Genomic DNA, 18,070 nt, shown 5'->3' on the forward strand with positions numbered 1-18,070 from the left:
TATTAATTATTTAATGGCCAATACAGCCTGAACAGAATCTTTTGTTAACTCAATCATTGGCTGTGGATATACACCAAAAGCAATGATCATAATCACCAACACTACCAACATCCATTGTGCATTGGCTGAAATATCAGTGGCCGCATCTGTTCTTTCGTTGCTGGCACCATACAGTACTTTCTGCACCATATTCAGTGTATACACAGCAGCAAGAATAATGCTAATACCAGCAACTGCCGCAATGATGACATTGTATCTGAACAGTCCGTTAAACATGAGGAATTCACCAATAAAGGCATTGGTTAATGGCAGGGCCACATTGGCTAAAGCCATTACAACCAGCAGAATCGCCATTACCGGTGCTTTCTTCGCCAGTCCACCCAATTCGCTGAACTTGCGCGTACCCAGTTGTTGCTCAATCACATCCGCTACAATCCACAAGCCCAACACGTTTACACCGTGGTTGAACATTTGGATCATTACCCCTTCCATTCCAGCTTGATTCTTGGTGAAGATGGCTGCACACATCAAACCAATGTGGGCAATAGAAGAGTAAGCAATCAAGCGCTTGATATCATCCTGACGAATCGCAATCAATGAAGCATACAACATACCTATCACGGCTGCGATGATGATGATTTGATCATACTGTGCAACTGCTGCAGGGAAGATGGGTACTAACCATCTGATTACTGCATAAATACCCATTTTCACCATCACACCACTTAAGATCATGGTAACAGCCGTTGGTGATTGTTCGTATGTATCAGGCTGCCAGGTATGGAATGGGAATACCGGCATCTTAATCGCAAATGCGATGAAGATGAGCCAGAAAGTCCAGCCCTGCTGAGCAGCAGATAATTTCAATTTGTAGAATGATTGGATGGCGAAGCTGTGATCCGGTGTTTGGAAATAGAGATACAACAATGCCACCAGCATCAACAGTGAACCAACAAATGTGTAGATGAAAAATTTAAACGTAACTGCAATTCTGCGTTCACCACCCCACTGCGAACAGAGGAAGTAAACAGGAATCAGCGCCAGTTCCCAGAAGAAGTAAAACAACAAACCATCGGCAGCTACAAACACACCCACTAAGCCAGCTTGTGTCAAAGACATCAACGCAAAAAACTGATTGGGTGATGCATAATTATTTTTCGCAGTAGATACATAGACTACCGGAAAAGCAATAGCAGTTAAGAGTACCAACATCTTGGCCATACCATCCATCTGCACATCAAAGCTGCTGCCCAATGAAGGCAACCAGGCAGCATGATGTTGCAACTGCGCCTGTGGTGCACTCAGTGCCCACAATGCCAGTGCCAAAGATGCCAATGCGCTCAGCGTTACCAATGTGCGGCTGCTGTTTCCTGCACGCAGGAAAAAACTGAGCAAGCCGGCGGCCAGTGGAATGGCTATGAGTAAAACAGGAATCATAATCGCTTTCTCCGAGTCTGTTATTTAACAATTTTATTCAGCAGGTTCATGATGGTACCATCATTGAACCATACCAACATAAATACCACAATCGATAATATCATCGCCAGGAGGTATGCACCTATCTGACCACTTTGCAACAAACGCAATTGTCTGGATCCGTAATGCACCAGCTTACCGGTACCATTCACCAGACCATCAATACCACTACGCTCAACTACATTCTTCAATACCACACTCAAACCATGCAGGGGCTTCACCACTACTGCATCATAGAGTTCATCTACATACCACTTATTCGCCAGCACATTGCCCAATCCGGCAGGTTCGCCCAATTCAGGCTTCTTGCTGAATTTGTTGATGGCAAAGAGAATCGCGATTGCAGCAATCGCAACTGAAATACCCATTAACATGTATTCAGTGCTGTGCTCCATCGTATGCGCCTGTTCTGTTACCAATACTGGCGACAAGAAATGGTGCAATGCATGTGCATCTTTTGCAAATACTTCAGGAATACCAATAAAGCCACCCACCACACTCAACAAAGCCAACACCATCAAAGGAATGGTCATCGCACTAGGGCTTTCATGTACATGGTGTTCCTGCTCATGTGTACCACGGAACTCACCGAGGAAAGTGGTGGCATACAAACGGAACATATAGAAAGCTGTCATAGCAGCACCTGCTACACCCAACCCCCAATAGATTGGATTGTGCGCATAGGCAGCAGCTAAAATTTCATCTTTAGAGAAGAAACCACTGAAAGGTGGCATACCAGCAATGGCAATACAACCTAACAAGAAAGTAAGATGCGTAATGGGGAGTTTCTTTTTGAGGCCGCCCATCTTACGAATATCCTGCTCATGGTGCATGGCATGAATCACCGAGCCTGCGCCAAGGAATAGCAAAGCTTTGAAGAAAGCGTGTGTCATTACGTGGAATACAGCGCCGGTGTAAGCACCCACACCCAAGCCTAAAAACATATAGCCCAGCTGACTCACCGTTGAATAAGCCAACACTTTCTTGATATCGTTTTGCTTAATGGCAATGGTTGCAGCAAACAAAGCTGTGGCCAAACCAACAATCGCTACTAAATGCTGTGCTACTTCGCTCAAGCTGTACAACACATTGCTACGTGCAATCATGTAGATACCAGCTGTTACCATCGTTGCTGCGTGGATCAGAGCTGATACTGGTGTTGGACCCGCCATCGCATCAGGCAACCAGGTGTACAAAGGAATTTGTGCACTCTTACCCATTGCACCTACGAAAAGTAGAATCGCTATGATTGTAGCATCGGCAGTTGTTAATTCAGCTGCCTGACTAAATACCGCACCATAAGAAACTGTACCCAGCTTGGCAAGCATCCAGAAAATCGCCAGCAGAAAACCCAGATCACCAATTCGGTTCATCACAAAAGCTTTCTTGGCTGCATAGTTATATGCATCATTACCAAACCAATATCCAATCAATAAATATGAACAAAGACCTACACCTTCCCAACCAATAAACATTACCACATAGTTGGCGCCCATTACGAGCAGCAACATAGAGAACACGAAGAGGTTAAGGTATGCAAAGAAGCGTGCGAAATGTGCACTGTTTTCTTCATGCATATAAGCAGTAGAATACAAATGAATCAGGAAACCAATACCGGTGATAATCAGCAAGAATAAGGAAGACAGCTGATCAATCTGAAAGGCAAAAGGAATCTTGAAATCAGCTGAGTTGATAAAAGGAAAATACTCAGCCACATAAGTATTGCCACCCTTCACCTGCAGGAATATCCAAACACTCACCAGAAAAGAGAGCAGTACAGCACCGCTACCCACAACACCTACTGCAGATTTAGACAGTTTGTTCCTACCCAACCCATTCACTAGAAAACCCAGCAAAGGGAAGAAAGGAACCAGCCATGCAAAATGTAATACGTTGTTCATATAATCTGTCCGGACAAGCCGGTATGCTTTAATTCTTCAATCGGTTCAGGAAATTGATATCTACTGAGTGTACATTTCTGTACATCATCACAATAATGGCCAGGCCCACACTCACTTCCGCTGCTGCCACTACCATGATGAAAAACACAAAGAGCTGTCCGTCTACACCCACCTGACTGGCCGCATCTGCTGCTACAGCAGCACCATGATGCATTTTAGAGAAAGCTACCAGCAAGAGGTTCACAGCATTCAACATCAACTCTATGCACATGAAAATGATGATCGCGTTTCTGCGGGTGAGTACACCTATCACCCCAATGCTGAACAGCGCCATCGCCAGAAATATGTAATAATTAATCGGCATAATCTATATTCTTAAGGCTTTGCCTTGTTTACGCTTTTTTACCAATCACTACTGCACCAACCATCGCACTCAGGAACAACACACTACTGATTTCAAACGGCACCACATAATCACTGAACAGGGCTTTACCCAGGTTCTTGATCAACCCAATATTGCCGTCTGTTACTTGTGCAGTCTTGGCCTGCATATCACCTGCCTGACGTACCAGTGATACAAACATCATCATGAAACAACCACCCGCTACCGCACCGGTTAATTTCAACCAAAGATTCTTCTGCGGCTCAGTGGTGGTATTCAAGTTCATTAACATAATCACGAAAAGGAACAACACCATGATGGCACCTGCATAAACAATCAGGTTCACAATGGCGAGGAACTGCGCATTCAATAAAATGTAATGACCAGAGATGGCAAAAAATACCATGATCAGCCACAATACACTATGCACAGGGTTCTTGCTCAGTAAGACCATGATGGCGCTAATCAGTGCAACTGCACTCAGCACCCAGAATAATATTTGTGTAATACCCATGTTGGTTAACGCTTCTTTTCTTTTATGCTTCTGCCAATCCTTTTGCTTTTGCGAAATCTGCCGGTGCCTGCTTTGGATCAGGAATCAACAAATCATCTTTACCATAGATAAATCCTTTTCTCGTATAGTTAGATGGTGCAAAAGTTTCACTTAAGTAAATGGCATCTTTCGGACAAGCTTCTTCACACAATCCGCAGAAAATGCAACGCAGCATATTGATCTCATACTTGGCTGCATATTTCTCTTCACGATACAAGTTCTCTTCTCCCGGCAGTCTTTCCGCAGCTTCCATGGTAATGGCTTCTGCCGGACAAGCAACAGCGCACAAACCACAAGCCGTACAACGCTCACGACCTTCTTCATCGCGGTTCAACACATGCAGTCCACGAAACACCGGACTGAATGGACGTTTCTGCTCAGGATAATTGATCGTTGGTTTCTTCTTGAAAATATGACTGAACGTAATGGCCATCCCCTTGATGATATTCCAGAGATAAATGCTCTCCAGCCATGTCATCGGGCGGCGTTCTACCGGTTTCGCTCTGTTCGTTAAAGCCTGCATATCTATTTCGTTTTAGCGTAAGCCTTGCTGGCTGCTGCTAAGGGTTTGCAAATATATTTTTTTCACCAAATGTTGTGCTCTGCTCAGCGTTCCTTGTGTCACTCACTGCAACGCCTGCAAATCACCCAGCTTATTTTCCCAACCACAGAATCACTGCGCCTGTCAGCAACATATTGGCCAAAGCCAATGGAATCATCTTCTTCCAGCCGAGATTCATCAGCTGATCATAACGGAAGCGCGGAATGGTCCAGCGAATCCACATGAATACAAAGAGGAAGATCACAATCTTGGTAAGCAAGGTTGCCACACCAATAATAGCTGCAATATTTACAGGTAAAGTTGATTCGTCTAAGAAAGGCAGATCATAACCACCAAAGAACAAGGTTGCCATTACCGCACTGCTGATGATCATGTTTACATACTCTGCGAAGAGATAGAAACCCATCTTCATAGAAGAGTATTCCTGGTGGTAACCAAAGTTCAATTCGTTTTCTGCTTCAGGTAAATCGAAAGGTGTTCTGTTACACTCAGCCAATGCACAAATGAAGAAAATCAAAAAGCCCAGTGGCTGATACACAATGTTCCACTGACCGCTCATTTGTTGCTTCACAATATCACCTAACTGCAATGTGCCTGTGATCATCAATACTGCAATCAATGATAAGCCCATCGCCAGTTCATAACTAATGGCCTGAGATGCACCACGCAGTGCTGCAATCAAAGAGAATTTGTTGTTGGATGCCCAACCACCAATCATGATACCGTACACACCCAAACTCACAACAGCAAATACATAGAGAATACCAATGTTGACATCAGCAATCTGCAGGGTAACTGTTCTGCCAAAAACTTCTGCCTTATCACCCCAGGGAACTACCGCGCAAGTCATCAATGCAGCTGTCATCGCCAAAGCCGGACCAAGAATGAACAGAAACTTATTCGAGTTATTGGGAATCAGGTCTTCTTTGAAAAACAATTTCAAACCATCTGCCAACGGCTGTAGCAAACCAAAAGGACCAGCACGGTTAGGACCGCGTCTGTCCTGCAGAATCGCTGCCACTTTACGCTCAGCAAAAGTGGTATAGAGGGCAATACCCAGACTGGCGAGAATGATTACTGCAATCAGTATCAGTTTCTCTACAGCCAGCATCCAGTCAAAACTTAACAATATCATCTTCAGTGATTATCGGGTCTTATTGATTGAAATCAGTTGAATGCGCAGGCCTGTCGAGCTTGCTCAATTCAATATTGGGTTTGTTCACTTCACTTACTGAATGGATATCCATCAGCAATTTCGGTGAACGACCATCCATTACTTTCGACATGGTTTCTTCAGGCTTTTGCAAACCCACATAATGTCCTTGAGAAATCACGGAGTGGCGATTCACTTTGGTTGGGCCTTCAATTACCCAATCGCTCACTTGCTTTTTCTCAAAGCGACAAGTATTACAAATCCAGCCGGTACCACCTTTTGTACTCTCCTTCACTTCACCCCACTCATCTTTACGCGCAGTAACGCGGAACACTTCATCACCACGCATCCACAGTTGTACTTCACCACAGCAAGTATCGCAATCACGATGTGCATCTACCGGCTTGGTAAACCATACACGATTCTTGAAACGGAAAGTCTTATCAGTTAAAGCACCTACAGGGCACACATCGATCACGTTACCGATGAAATCGTTCTGCAAGTTCTTCTCAATAAATGTTGCAATCTCTGCGTGATCGCCTCTGTCTAATACACCATGCTCACGTGTCTTCGTCAGCTGATCAGCAGTAAACACACAACGGTAGCAAAGAATGCAACGCGTCATGTGCAGTTGAATATAATCACCCAGATCATGCTTCTTGAAAGTTCTGCGCTGGAATTCATAACGTGTGCCTGCTGCTCCATGCTCATAGCTCAGATCCTGCAAGTGACATTCACCAGCCTGGTCGCACACTGGGCAATCCAATGGGTGGTTGATCAACAGAAATTCAACCACACCTTTTCTCGCATCCAATACGCGATCGCTGGTAATATTCTTCACTTCCATACCATCCATAATCGTGGTACGACAAGAAGCCACCAACTTAGGCATGGGACGTGGATCTTTTTCACTACCCTTGGATACTTCTACCAGACAGGTACGGCACTTACCACCACTACCCTGCAGTTTGCTGTAGTAGCACATGGCAGGAGGTGCCACATCGCCACCAATCTTACGGGCAGCCTGTAGAATGGTTGTTCCAGCAGGTACTTCTACCGTAATGTTGTCGATGGTAACTTTCAAAAGCTGTTCAGACATAGAATGTCAAATATTATAAGTTCAAGCCTAGGCTTTCAATCAATTAAGCAGGTACGTAAATCGGATCCGCATAATGCGCCAAACCATAATTGCGCTTGGTACATTCATCCGGATTATTCACGTGCCATTCAAACTCATCTCTGAAGTGACGAATTGCAGCAGCAACAGGCCATGCAGCAGCATCGCCCAAAGGACAAATCGTATTGCCCTCAATCTTGCGCTGAATATCCCACAACAAATCAATATCACTCATCTTACCTCTGCCCTGTTCAATGTTCAAAAGAATCTTCTCCATCCAACCAGTTCCCTCACGGCAAGGTGAACACTGACCGCAACTTTCGTGGCGATAGAAACGAGCGAGTGTATAGGTATTCTTCACTACGCACTGGTCTTCATCCAATACAATGAAACCACCACTACCCATCATAGAACCTGTAGCAAAACCACCATCACTCAAACTTTCATAGTTCATGTAACGGGTTTCACCTTTTGCTGTCTTCAACAACAAGTTAGCCGGTAAAATAGGCACTGATGATCCACCAGGAATACAAGCTTTCAGACGTTTGCCATTCGCAATACCACCACAATATTCATCGCTATAGATAAACTCTTCAACAGAGATGGTCATATCAATTTCATAAACACCTGGCTTATTGATATTACCACAAGCTGAAATCAATTTTGTACCTGTTGATTTACCTACACCAATCTTGGCATACTCCTCACCACCATCATTCACAATAGGCACTACTGCTGCAATGGTTTCTACGTTGTTCACCACTGTTGGGCAATCCCATAAACCTTTGATCGCAGGGAATGGTGGTTTGATACGTGGGTTACCACGCTTACCTTCCAAGCTTTCAATCAAAGCAGTTTCTTCACCGCAGATATACGCACCAGCACCGCGCTGTACATACAATTCCAAATCGTAGCCACTACCCAGGATATTCTTACCTAACCAACCATTGGCTTTAGCTTCTTCAATAGCCTGCTCCAGAATATCAGTAATCCACGCATACTCGCCACGGATATAGATATAGGAACGGTTAGAACCCAATGCGAAAGATGATACAATCATCCCTTCGATCAACAGGTGTGGAATAAACTCCATCAGATAGCGGTCTTTGAAAGTACCGGGCTCTGATTCATCTGCATTACAAACGAGGTAACGGGGAACACCTTCCGGCTTGGCCAGAAAGCTCCACTTCATACCTGTGGGAAAGCCCGCACCACCACGACCACGGAGGCCACTCTTCTTCACTTCTTCTACGATGGCATCGGGACTCATGCTTTTGAGTGCTTTCTCTACACTACGATAACCACCTTCACGGCGATACACTTCGTAGGTACGAATGCCTTCCACATGTGCTTTTTCTAATAATAATTTTCTGCCCATAGTTCAGATCCCTCTCGGGAAATCTTGTTCATCAATTATTTGCTGCAGCGTTTCTTCTGCATTCTTCAATGATCTGGTCTACTTTCTCTTTCGTCAGGTGTTCACGATAGAACTTACCCAACTGCATCATCGGCGCATAACCACAAGCACCTAAACATTCTACTGTCTTCAAAGTAAACATGCCATCTTCTGTTGTCTGGCCCGGCTTGATGCCCAACTTCTCACCAATGTATGCGATGATATCATCACTGCCGCGCAACATACAAGGACCTGTCTGGCAAACTTCAAACAAATATTTACCAATCGGCTTCAGGTTGTACATGGTGTAGAAAGTAGCTACTTCATACACTTCAATGGGTTTGATGCTGAGGCGGTCTGCCACATAATCCATCACTTCACTACTCAGCCAGCCACCAAAACTATCCTGTGCCAGATGCAATACAGGCAGGAGTGCACTTTTCTGTTTGCCCTCCGGATAGCGGCTCACCAGTCGCTGAAACTCGGCTTCCTGTTTGTCGTTAAATCTGATCATAGTCGTCAATATCATTTCGTCTGTGCTTGCACAGACAGTCACGTTAATTAAGCATCCATTTCTCCTGCAATCAGGTTCAAGCTACTCATGGTGATGATGGCATCACTCAGCATGGCACCCTTCACAATCTCTTCATACGCCTGATAGTACACGAAACATGGTCTTCTGAAATGTAGTCTGTATGGGGTTCTGCCGCCATCGCTGATGAGGTAGAAACCCAATTCACCATTGGCACCTTCCACTGCATGATAAACTTCACCCGCAGGGATAGCTGTTTCACCCATGATGATTTTGAAATGCCAGATCAAAGCTTCCATCTTGGTATACACATCTTCCTTCTTAGGCAGATAGTATTCAGGTACTTCAGCATGATACACTTCTGCTGCTTCGCCTTTGAGCGATTGAATTTTGCGATAAGCTTGTTCAATAATGCTCAAGCTCTCCCACATTTCTGCGTTGCGCACCAAGAATCGATCGTAGTTATCTCCAGTTGTACCAGTAGGTACAGTGAAATCAAATTCTTCGTAGCTGCAGTAAGGACTATGTACACGTACATCATAATCCACACCCGCAGCACGTAGGTTAGGACCGGTAAAGCCGTAATTCAATGCACGTTCTGCACTGATGGCACCGGTAGCGATGGTACGGTCCATAAAGATTCTGTTGCGTGTAAAAAGGTTTTCAAACTCTTTCAACACTTCAGGATATTCTTTCAGGAATTTTTCGAGTTTCTCAAATGCTGTATTTGAGAAATTCCTTTCAAAACCGCCAATACGCCCAATATTAGTAGTAAGGCGGGACCCACATACTTCTTCATAAATCTCATAGATTAATTCGCGATACTGCATCACATACAAGAAGCCTGTATACGCACCACTATCCACACCCACGATGGAGTTACAGATCAGGTGGTCTGCAATACGTGCCAATTCCATGATGATGATGCGCAGGTAATCAACACGCTTTGGTGTTTGAACGCCCAACAATTTCTCACAGGTCATGTGCCAACCCATATTATTGATGGGTGAAGAACAATAGTTCAATCGATCTGTGATAGGCGTGATCTGGTACAGTGGTCTGCGTTCAGCCAGCTTTTCAAAAGCTCGGTGAATATAACCCACAGTAGATTCTGCACTCACGATGCGTTCACCATCCAGCTCAACAATATTCTGGAACACACCATGCGTAGCCGGGTGTGTTGGACCCAGGTTCAGCGTGGTTGTCTGCTTGGCGATACTGCCTTCCTGCAGGGTGATGTGATGATGTTGCTCTGTCATATGATCTTCTCCTTGCGGAGCGGATTTTTGCTTTTACAATTAAGTACACTAGATGATGCTGCCACCGCGGCCAAACATTTCATCGTCTTTGTCCACACGTGTCTGATCTTCCAGCGGAAACTCCTTACGCATGGGGAAATAATCCATCTCGTCTACGTTCAGGATGCGCTTAAGATTAGGATGACCTACGAAGTTGATACCAAAGAAGTCATAGGTCTCGCGCTCCATCCAGTTGGCGGAAGAAAATATTTTGGTGGCAGTAAACACATCTGTGTTTGCTACTGAAGTAAATACTTTGAAACGGATGCGGTGATTCTCACGCAGATTGTGGAGATGATACACCACAGCCAGTTCGCGGCCAACTTGCTCAGGATAATGCACAGCCGTGATATCGGTGAGAAACTGATAACTCAGTGCAGGCTCATCATACAGGAACTGCAACACTTTCAGGTTCATTTCCTTGGGTGCTTCAAAACTGAGCATACCATAGGGCGTTTCGAAACCAGTTAACTGGTCGCCGAATTTTTCCTGCAGTTTCTGTTGTACTATTTCGTTTGTCAGACTCATATGCTTACCGCTTTCGCGGGAAATTTATTCAATGCCATAGGCATTCATCAATGCCTTATACTGTTCGCTGTTTCTTCTGCGCAGGCTTTCGTTGTGAATCAGATCCTGCACTTTCAATACACCATCAATGATGGCTTCCGGTCTTGGCGGACAACCGGGCACGTACACGTCTACCGGAATTACCTGATCAATACCTTGTAATACGCTGTAAGTATCGAAAATACCGCCAGAGGATGCGCAGGCACCAACGGCAATCACCCAGCGTGGCTCTGCCATCTGGAGATACACCTGACGCAATACCGGACCCATTTTCTTGGCGATGGTACCCATCACCATCAGCAAATCGCACTGACGGGGTGAGAAACCTACACGCTCACTACCAAAACGTGCTAGATCATAGTGAGAGGCCATGGTTGCCATAAACTCGATACCACAGCAAGAAGTGGCAAAAGGCAGTGGCCAAATAGAGTTTTTACGAGCCAAGCCCACCACTTTCTCGAAAGAAGTGGCAAAATAGCCTTCGCCCTGAAGTCCTTCAGGCATTTCAGCCACCTGTTGGGGTGCTGCAAGCAGACTATCAGTAATCTTAGCCTCTTTTGGATGAATATTGAATCTTACCGGACGCATATTTTTATAATTTCTTCTTAATCAGTATCAATAACAGCACATTGTGGTAAGGGTTCGGGTCCTAGCCGAATCTTCCTTTAATCTTCCCAGGTTAAAGCACCTTTCTTGATGATGTAGATAAATCCAGCCAGGAAAAAACCTACAAACATCACGACAGCCGTGAAGCCAGCCCAACCTAAGTCTCTGAAATTCACCGCATAAGGATAGAAGAAGATCACTTCCACATCGAATAACACGAAGAGGATGGCTACCAGAAAGTATTTCACCGACATCGGCTGTCGGGCATTACCAACGGCATCAATACCACTCTCGAAGTTTTCCAGCTTATCGGAAGTATTCCGCTTGGGACCAATAAAACTGGACAGGAAAATCATGGTTGCCACAAAGCCGGCAGCAAAGATCAGCTGCAACGCAATAGGGAAATAATTGGTGGCATTATTGGAAGTCGTACTGTCTAATAAGAAATGTAGCCAGTCCATGGGGTAAATTTAGTGGGGGCAAAAATAAGCCGTGGAATGGATATACAATAAAAACTCCCCATAGCGGGGAGTTTTTATTTTCAGATTTATTTGGGGTTACCGCTTTGTTTTGCGGCAGGCGCCCCTCCTTTGCCCTGAGGCTTGGAGTAATATTCGATGTTTTTCATGATCGCCGCCTTGTTCTCATTGGCGAATTTATTGTTGTCATCGTTTGGATCAGGGTAGAGCTGGATCATCTTATCCGCTACTTCTACCGCTTTCTGACAGGTAGCCAGGAATTCGTCCACTACCGCAGTACGTGTACCATCAGATTTTACCTTGAAATCAGGGCTTTTCTTCAGGTTGTTAAACTTAGACACATAGTAGTTAAGCTTGAAATAGCTGTTCAGGAAGATATCTTTCTTGTATTTCTCCAGATTAACCGCTGCATACACGGAATCCAGATAGTTCAGCTGCTCAACAATTACAGAAGAGTCTGTGCTGATTTGCATCGCAGCACGCTTGTAGAAGCTGTATGGCTGGGGCTTATCAGGGAAGGCAGCCATATAACCCTTGGCCAAATCCAATGTCTGTGCGAAATCTTTGGCAGAAAGGGCAGCGTTGGTCATACCGAAATACTCACCTTCAGAAGGCGAACCACCTCTCATTTTTACGACGGTTTGCAACCACTTCAACTGCTCAGTGTATTTCTTGGCCTTACGGAAACTTTCAGCAGCTTTTGAAGCAATAGCCAACTTGGCAGCAGGCAAAGTCTCCATTTCCATTGCTTTTTCAACAAAAGCAGAAGCTTCTTTTTCTTCACCGGCAATCTTACCGAAAACTGAAGCTGCAAATTCATATTGCTGTGCAGACAGTTTATCTACAGGCGCTGCAGCAAAAAAGCTTTTCAGGTAATCTCTTGCTGCGATAGAATCTCCCAGACGATCTGAGTTATATGCAAAGAGCAGATCTGTTGCATAGAAATCTTTACAAGCGCCAGACTTCATTTCCTTTGCCTTATCTAAACTCTCTTGGTATTTACCGGCACGGAAAAGATATTCAGCATAGAAATAATCATTGCTGCAATCCTTATCTGAATTGGCCAGGTATTTTTCAATGTATTCTTTGGCAATGTTTACATTCTTGTCAGAATAGTAGTTATAAAACTTCAGGTAAACAGGTGCATAGCCGGGATCAGCCATGATTGCATCACCAAACCATTTTTCATACAGTTCTTTGTTTTGCTGACTGTAATAAATGCTACCGATACGGTACATCGCACGTGCATTCTTAGGATCGCGGGTAAGCGCTTCTGTAAATGCTTTTACAGCTTCACCACCATATTCACCACCCATACGCAGGTAGCAAATACCCATATTGATGTAGATATCCGGATTGGTTAAATCGAAACCTGCAGCCTGCTTCAGTTTTTCGATACCATACAATGGATCAGACTGCTTTGCAGGAAATTCAGATACTGCATGACCGATGGCATTCAGGATTTCTGGATTGATACGGCCTTTGTTCTTACCCTTGGCTTCAGTGCTGAGCGTAATTGCTTGCTCGAAAGCCTGCTTGGCAGCATTGAAATCGCCACCATTGGCAACATCCACATGCGCTTTCAGCACCATAAACAATGGATCGTTTGGTGCAGCCTGTAATGCTTTTTCAGCGATGGATTTTGCCTCTGCGTTTTTCTTGTCTTCCATCAGTGCCTGAGCATACCAGTATACTGCTTTAGGATCAGAAGGATTGCTGTTGTACGCTTTTTGTAAAGTTTCCATTGCACTCTTCTGACGAGTAGATTCATAACTGAGGAACTTCACACCATCTGCAACAGATTGTGCCGAAACACCCTGTGCAAACGACCCTGCCATCAGCATCACTAAGAAAACGATCTTCTTCATTGTTCGGTTTTTATAGTTGTTGTTTATTCAGACTCTTTTATTTTTCCTGATCTGCGGGAAAGATTCATTTTAGCTGGCGCTAAAAATGATCTCCTGAAAATCAGCTGACCTCTTTCCAGACTCATGAAATTCATAAAGCCTGTTCCAAGACCAGTGGCATTCTCCTTTAGTATATAACACAAGGGGCGTGCCAAAGGGTATTGACCGTAGGTAATGGTAGACTGACTTGGCTTCGCAAACACTTCTTTCTCAGGGCATAACACACATTCTACCAGTGCCAGCCTGATACTTTTACGATAGACCGCCTGCTTGGGATCGTAATTGTCACCAATCCAGCCCAAGCCAACAAAACCAACCACATCTGCTCTTTTGGAAACAATGTCTACAACTTCCTGACTATTGGCAGCTGCCACTACGTTTTTACCAAAATTGGCGCCACGTAGTACACTGTCTTTCAAAAAGCGAACAGTACCGGTTGCATTCTTCCCATCCATTACCGCAGTTTTATCCTGCTTACCGCTCAATATGTCTTTTATCGACTGCATGGTGAAGACACTATCTGGTGCAGCTTTATTCACTATCACTGCCACGGCATCATACGCCAAAATCCCATACACTGGTTTGTAAGAGAGTTGCTGCTGGTAGTATTCAGCCTCCTGTTGATTCAGCCCTCTGGCAACAATAACCATGCGAGTGCTGTCTTTCTGGAGATCGCGCATACAATCCACTTCAGGCTTATATGCCGCAACAATATGCGTTCCGGGATAAGAAGCTTCATACACTTTAATCTGCTCCTCTATCACGGGACGGAAACTCTCTTCCACACTAATGTAGATGGTACCCTTATTGGGCGTATCTCTTGTGTCTTCTGCCTGTTCCTGCTGTCCGCAAGCAACAATCAGCATCGATAAATAAAGAACTTTGATCAATCTGTTCATCTGCTTCATCTCATATCTCCTTCTTCACACCCCGGTAAAACCGAAAGCCACCATACAGCAAACACAAAGCGCCGAAAAGATACCGAAACGATACATCAGCATCAGCGATTTGCGCAAGATTTAATGTTTCCGCAAAGAACATGACCCCACCCATGGCTAAAATCAACAAGCCCATTGAGATATTGTAAATCATCTTCAAATTGGCAAAACTCCGCTGCTCTTTCTCTCTGAAATCCTGTTGCATAGCTCATAGTTTTATGCGGGACGGGCAATTTAGAAAATAATTTTATTCGTTTGATACAAATGTTACTGGCAAACGGAAATACACAGGCACAGAACGACCATTTTGCATGCCCGGTTTCCATCTGGGCATTTTTCCGATGGCACTAATCACCGCTTGATCTAAATCCTTCCTTCCGGAGTTTTCTATTTCAATATTTATAATATGTCCGTCTGCGTCCACCACAAACCTGGCCAATACAGCCAGCTTCTCACCTTCTGCAATATCATCCGGCTGGGGCAGATTCCGCATCAGAAAGCGGATCATGGCCTCTTTACCTCCAGGAAACTCGGGCATTTGCGCTGCTTTCTCCAAAATCATGGGTATGTCCTCTACAGGTGCAGCCGAATTAACTATAGTACCTCCATCTCCTTCAACAGGTGGCATGATTAGGTTTTCATCGACGGTATCTCCGGCCACAGTTTTTGTGCTGATGATGGCATTTTCCAACAGGCTGATGTCTGGCACTGTCTCTTTCACCTGATTATCTGGTGTGATTACAGGTGTAACATGTTGTTGCTGGGCTAATTGCTTTGGCTTAACCAAATCTGTTTTCTTGATTTCCTTTTCCAATGGAACTGTTACCAATCGGATGGTATCTGCCCACAACGCTCCCGCTTGTACATGCCCGATTCTTTTGGGCACTTTCCAACTTTGAACAAGGGCAAACAAACACACAAGGAGTGTAGTACTGAGCACAGCACGGCTTAATCGTTGATGATAGGCTTTACGTAAAACATAAGCCCCATAAGCTTTGTGGCGATTTTCGAAAAGGATGTCCAAGACATCACTCTTCAGGATTTCTTCGGGTTTCATAACAGAGTTTTTAGTGATGATGAATGAAAACCCAGCGCGCTGTATGGTTAAGATGCATAGCCTGTATTTTTCCATAATATGTGTAGTGTTAAGCCGCTGTTATCTTTGCCGCATGAAGATTTTAATGGTTTGTCTAGGGAATATTTGTCGCAGCCCACTTGCAGAGGGCATTATGCAAACTGTTGCTGCAGAAGCAGGATTGGATTGGACTGTAGACAGTGCCGGCACAGCGAATTATCATGTAGGCGAACCGCCGCATCGACTTTCCCAAAAGGTTTCCAAAATAAACGGTATTGACATCAGTCAGCAGCGATGCAGACAGTTTCGTGCCAAGGACATGTTGGAGTACGATCGCATTTATGTGATGGACACCAACAACTATGCAGACGTACAACGCATGAGCGGACAATACTGGGCACCCGAAAAAACATCCTTATTACTCGATGCACTCTGGCCCGGACAAAACAAATCAGTTCCAGACCCATGGTATGGCGAGGAAGATGGCTATCATGATGTTTTTGCCTTGATTAAGCGGGCATGCGGAAAAATTGTAGCAGATTATCAGGCTAGTACCCTGTAATTGATTCAATGGCCTTTCTGGCGCAATGAATTGTACTTTTGCACGCCAGACCATAGACCATAGACCATAGACCATAGACCATAGACCATAGACCATAGACCATAGACCATAGACCATAGACCATAGACCATAGACCATAGACCATAGACCATAGACCATAGACCATAGACCATATGTCCAAACCTTCTATACCACAAGGCACCAGAGATTTTAGCGCAGCAGTTGTACGCAAGCGTCAATATATTTTTCAAACCATCCGCACCGTGTTTGAAACCTATGGCTTTCAGCCATTGGAAACACCAGCCATGGAAAACCTGGATACCCTCATGGGTAAATATGGCGAGGAAGGTGATAAACTGATTTTCAAAATCCTCAATAACGGACTTGACAATCCCGCCAAGTTGGAACAAATCAAAGCCGACTTTGATAAAGTACTGGAAGGAAAGAACACCAAAGGAATTACAGAACGTGCTCTGCGTTATGACCTCACCATTCCATTTGCCCGTTATGTAGCAATGAATTTAGGTCAGCTTACGCTACCATTCAAACGTTATCAAATACAGCCTGTATGGCGTGCCGACAGACCACAGAAGGGTCGTTACCGCGAATTCTATCAGTGTGATGCAGATGTAGTAGGCAGCAATAGTTTATTGAATGAAGTAGAGCTGACGCATATCTATCAAACAGTTTTCAATCAACTGAAAGTACCTGTTGAGATTCGTATCAACAGCAGAAAAATCTTAGCTGCATTAGCAGAAGTTTGTGGCGGTGCGGATAAACTTACAGACATTACGGTTGCTATTGATAAGCTGGATAAGATTGGCCTAGAAAAAGTAAAAGAAGAACTTACACAACGTGGTTTAAGTGATCAACAGATTGGCACGATTCAACAATACTTACAAATCAGCGGCAGCAATAAGGAAAAACTAGCCACACTCACACAACTGATTGGTCATACTACGATTGGTGCACAAGGCATTGCTGAAGTACAACACCTGCTGAATTATGCTACCAATATTGATGCATTGGTTGCTGATTTTACACTGGCCCGCGGACTTAATTATTACACCGGCATCATCTTCGAAGTAAAAGCTACTACGGTACAAATGGGCAGCATTGGAGGCGGTGGCCGATATGATGATTTAACTGGATTGTTTGGCGTACCTAATGTACCGGGCGTAGGTATTTCCTTTGGCGTAGACCGCATCTACGATGTGATGGAAGAACTGCAGGTATTTCCTGATGAAGTACAAACAGGTACACAAGTATTGTTTTTCAATCTCGGTGAAGCAGAGAGCCGTAATGCCTTTACATTAATGCAACAATTACGCGAAGTAGGTATCCGCTGTGAACTCTTCCATGAGCAAGCTAAGTTTGACAAGCAATTCAAATATGCAGAGAAGAAAGCCATTCCTTATGTAGTCATTATCGGCACTCAGGAAATGGAACAAGCCACTTGCACTTTAAAAAATATTGCCACTGGTGAGCAACAGACATTGGCACAAGCTGCCTTGCGCGCAGCAATTCAATCCTGACAACTGCAGGTGATAAGCACTAGCTTATTCT

General features: G+C 44.5%; 20 protein-coding genes. 2 read left to right on the forward strand and 18 right to left on the reverse strand.

Translation table 11 applies throughout. The features are described from left to right. Positions 1 to 6 precede the first annotated feature (6 nt). From J0L83_08020 to J0L83_08100, 17 genes are all read right to left on the reverse strand, one after another. Positions 7 to 1,437 (reverse strand): NADH-quinone oxidoreductase subunit M, encoded by a 1,431-nt coding sequence (locus tag J0L83_08020; GenBank protein ID MBN8664502.1) that lies wholly within the window; start codon positions 1,435 to 1,437, stop codon positions 7 to 9. Positions 1,438 to 1,457: 20 nt separating this feature from the next. Continuing rightward, positions 1,458 to 3,377, reverse strand: a complete 1,920-nt coding sequence (gene nuoL / locus J0L83_08025) for an NADH-quinone oxidoreductase subunit L (GenBank protein ID MBN8664503.1) — start codon at positions 3,375 to 3,377, stop codon at positions 1,458 to 1,460. A 28-nt stretch (positions 3,378 to 3,405) separates the two neighbouring features. Then, positions 3,406 to 3,741 carry an NADH-quinone oxidoreductase subunit NuoK gene (gene nuoK / locus J0L83_08030; protein MBN8664504.1) on the reverse strand — a complete coding sequence of 112 codons (336 nt, stop codon included), beginning with the start codon at positions 3,739 to 3,741 and terminating at the stop codon, positions 3,406 to 3,408. 28 nt (positions 3,742 to 3,769) lie between these two features. Beyond that, entirely contained in the window at positions 3,770 to 4,273 is a 504-nt protein-coding gene (locus J0L83_08035) for an NADH-quinone oxidoreductase subunit J (protein ID MBN8664505.1), read from the reverse strand. Between the two features lie 22 nt (positions 4,274 to 4,295). Beyond that, positions 4,296 to 4,835 carry an NADH-quinone oxidoreductase subunit NuoI gene (gene nuoI / locus J0L83_08040; GenBank protein MBN8664506.1) on the reverse strand — a complete coding sequence of 180 codons (540 nt, stop codon included), beginning with the start codon at positions 4,833 to 4,835 and terminating at the stop codon, positions 4,296 to 4,298. A 130-nt stretch (positions 4,836 to 4,965) separates the two neighbouring features. Next, positions 4,966 to 6,009, reverse strand: coding sequence for an NADH-quinone oxidoreductase subunit NuoH (gene nuoH, locus J0L83_08045; protein MBN8664507.1), 1,044 nt, complete (start codon positions 6,007 to 6,009; stop codon positions 4,966 to 4,968). 19 nt (positions 6,010 to 6,028) lie between these two features. Beyond that, positions 6,029 to 7,126, reverse strand: coding sequence for a (2Fe-2S)-binding protein (locus tag J0L83_08050; GenBank protein ID MBN8664508.1), 1,098 nt, complete (start codon positions 7,124 to 7,126; stop codon positions 6,029 to 6,031). 43 nt (positions 7,127 to 7,169) lie between these two features. Further along, positions 7,170 to 8,522, reverse strand: coding sequence for an NADH-quinone oxidoreductase subunit NuoF (gene nuoF, locus J0L83_08055; GenBank protein ID MBN8664509.1), 1,353 nt, complete (start codon positions 8,520 to 8,522; stop codon positions 7,170 to 7,172). Between the two features lie 31 nt (positions 8,523 to 8,553). Continuing rightward, positions 8,554 to 9,054 carry an NAD(P)H-dependent oxidoreductase subunit E gene (locus J0L83_08060; protein ID MBN8664510.1) on the reverse strand — a complete coding sequence of 167 codons (501 nt, stop codon included), beginning with the start codon at positions 9,052 to 9,054 and terminating at the stop codon, positions 8,554 to 8,556. A gap of 47 nt (positions 9,055 to 9,101) precedes the next feature. Then, on the reverse strand, positions 9,102 to 10,331 hold the full coding sequence (locus J0L83_08065; protein MBN8664511.1) for an NADH-quinone oxidoreductase subunit D: 1,230 nt from the start codon (positions 10,329 to 10,331) through the stop codon (positions 9,102 to 9,104). A 48-nt stretch (positions 10,332 to 10,379) separates the two neighbouring features. Continuing rightward, positions 10,380 to 10,898 carry an NADH-quinone oxidoreductase subunit C gene (locus J0L83_08070; GenBank protein ID MBN8664512.1) on the reverse strand — a complete coding sequence of 173 codons (519 nt, stop codon included), beginning with the start codon at positions 10,896 to 10,898 and terminating at the stop codon, positions 10,380 to 10,382. Positions 10,899 to 10,922: 24 nt separating this feature from the next. Further along, on the reverse strand, positions 10,923 to 11,525 hold the full coding sequence (locus J0L83_08075) for an NADH-quinone oxidoreductase subunit B (protein ID MBN8664513.1): 603 nt from the start codon (positions 11,523 to 11,525) through the stop codon (positions 10,923 to 10,925). Positions 11,526 to 11,602: 77 nt separating this feature from the next. Further along, positions 11,603 to 12,004 carry an NADH-quinone oxidoreductase subunit A gene (locus J0L83_08080; protein ID MBN8664514.1) on the reverse strand — a complete coding sequence of 134 codons (402 nt, stop codon included), beginning with the start codon at positions 12,002 to 12,004 and terminating at the stop codon, positions 11,603 to 11,605. A gap of 86 nt (positions 12,005 to 12,090) precedes the next feature. Then, positions 12,091 to 13,890, reverse strand: coding sequence for a tetratricopeptide repeat protein (locus J0L83_08085; GenBank protein ID MBN8664515.1), 1,800 nt, complete (start codon positions 13,888 to 13,890; stop codon positions 12,091 to 12,093). A gap of 23 nt (positions 13,891 to 13,913) precedes the next feature. Beyond that, positions 13,914 to 14,837, reverse strand: coding sequence for a substrate-binding domain-containing protein (locus J0L83_08090; protein ID MBN8664516.1), 924 nt, complete (start codon positions 14,835 to 14,837; stop codon positions 13,914 to 13,916). Between the two features lies 1 nt (position 14,838). Then, on the reverse strand, positions 14,839 to 15,072 hold the full coding sequence (locus tag J0L83_08095) for a hypothetical protein (GenBank protein MBN8664517.1): 234 nt from the start codon (positions 15,070 to 15,072) through the stop codon (positions 14,839 to 14,841). 42 nt (positions 15,073 to 15,114) lie between these two features. Further along, positions 15,115 to 15,924: an energy transducer TonB gene (locus J0L83_08100; GenBank protein MBN8664518.1), complete on the reverse strand. Its 810-nt coding sequence runs from the start codon at positions 15,922 to 15,924 to the stop codon at positions 15,115 to 15,117. 124 nt (positions 15,925 to 16,048) lie between these two features. Between J0L83_08100 and J0L83_08105 the strand changes: the two genes are divergently transcribed. Next, positions 16,049 to 16,504: a low molecular weight phosphotyrosine protein phosphatase gene (locus tag J0L83_08105; protein ID MBN8664519.1), complete on the forward strand. Its 456-nt coding sequence runs from the start codon at positions 16,049 to 16,051 to the stop codon at positions 16,502 to 16,504. Between the two features lie 5 nt (positions 16,505 to 16,509). Here J0L83_08105 and J0L83_08110 read toward each other — a convergent pair whose 3' ends face one another. Beyond that, positions 16,510 to 16,701, reverse strand: coding sequence for a hypothetical protein (locus tag J0L83_08110; GenBank protein ID MBN8664520.1), 192 nt, complete (start codon positions 16,699 to 16,701; stop codon positions 16,510 to 16,512). Between J0L83_08110 and J0L83_08115 the strand changes: the two genes are divergently transcribed. Continuing rightward, the gene (locus J0L83_08115) at positions 16,678 to 18,039 is read left to right on the forward strand and encodes a histidine--tRNA ligase (GenBank protein ID MBN8664521.1); all 1,362 of its coding nucleotides are present in this window, start codon (positions 16,678 to 16,680) and stop codon (positions 18,037 to 18,039) included. The genes J0L83_08110 and J0L83_08115 overlap by 24 nt on opposite strands. Positions 18,040 to 18,070 lie beyond the last annotated feature (31 nt).

The organism is Chitinophagales bacterium (genome assembly GCA_017303835.1).
In the GTDB taxonomy this organism is placed as follows: domain Bacteria; phylum Bacteroidota; class Bacteroidia; order Chitinophagales; family Chitinophagaceae; genus JAFLBI01.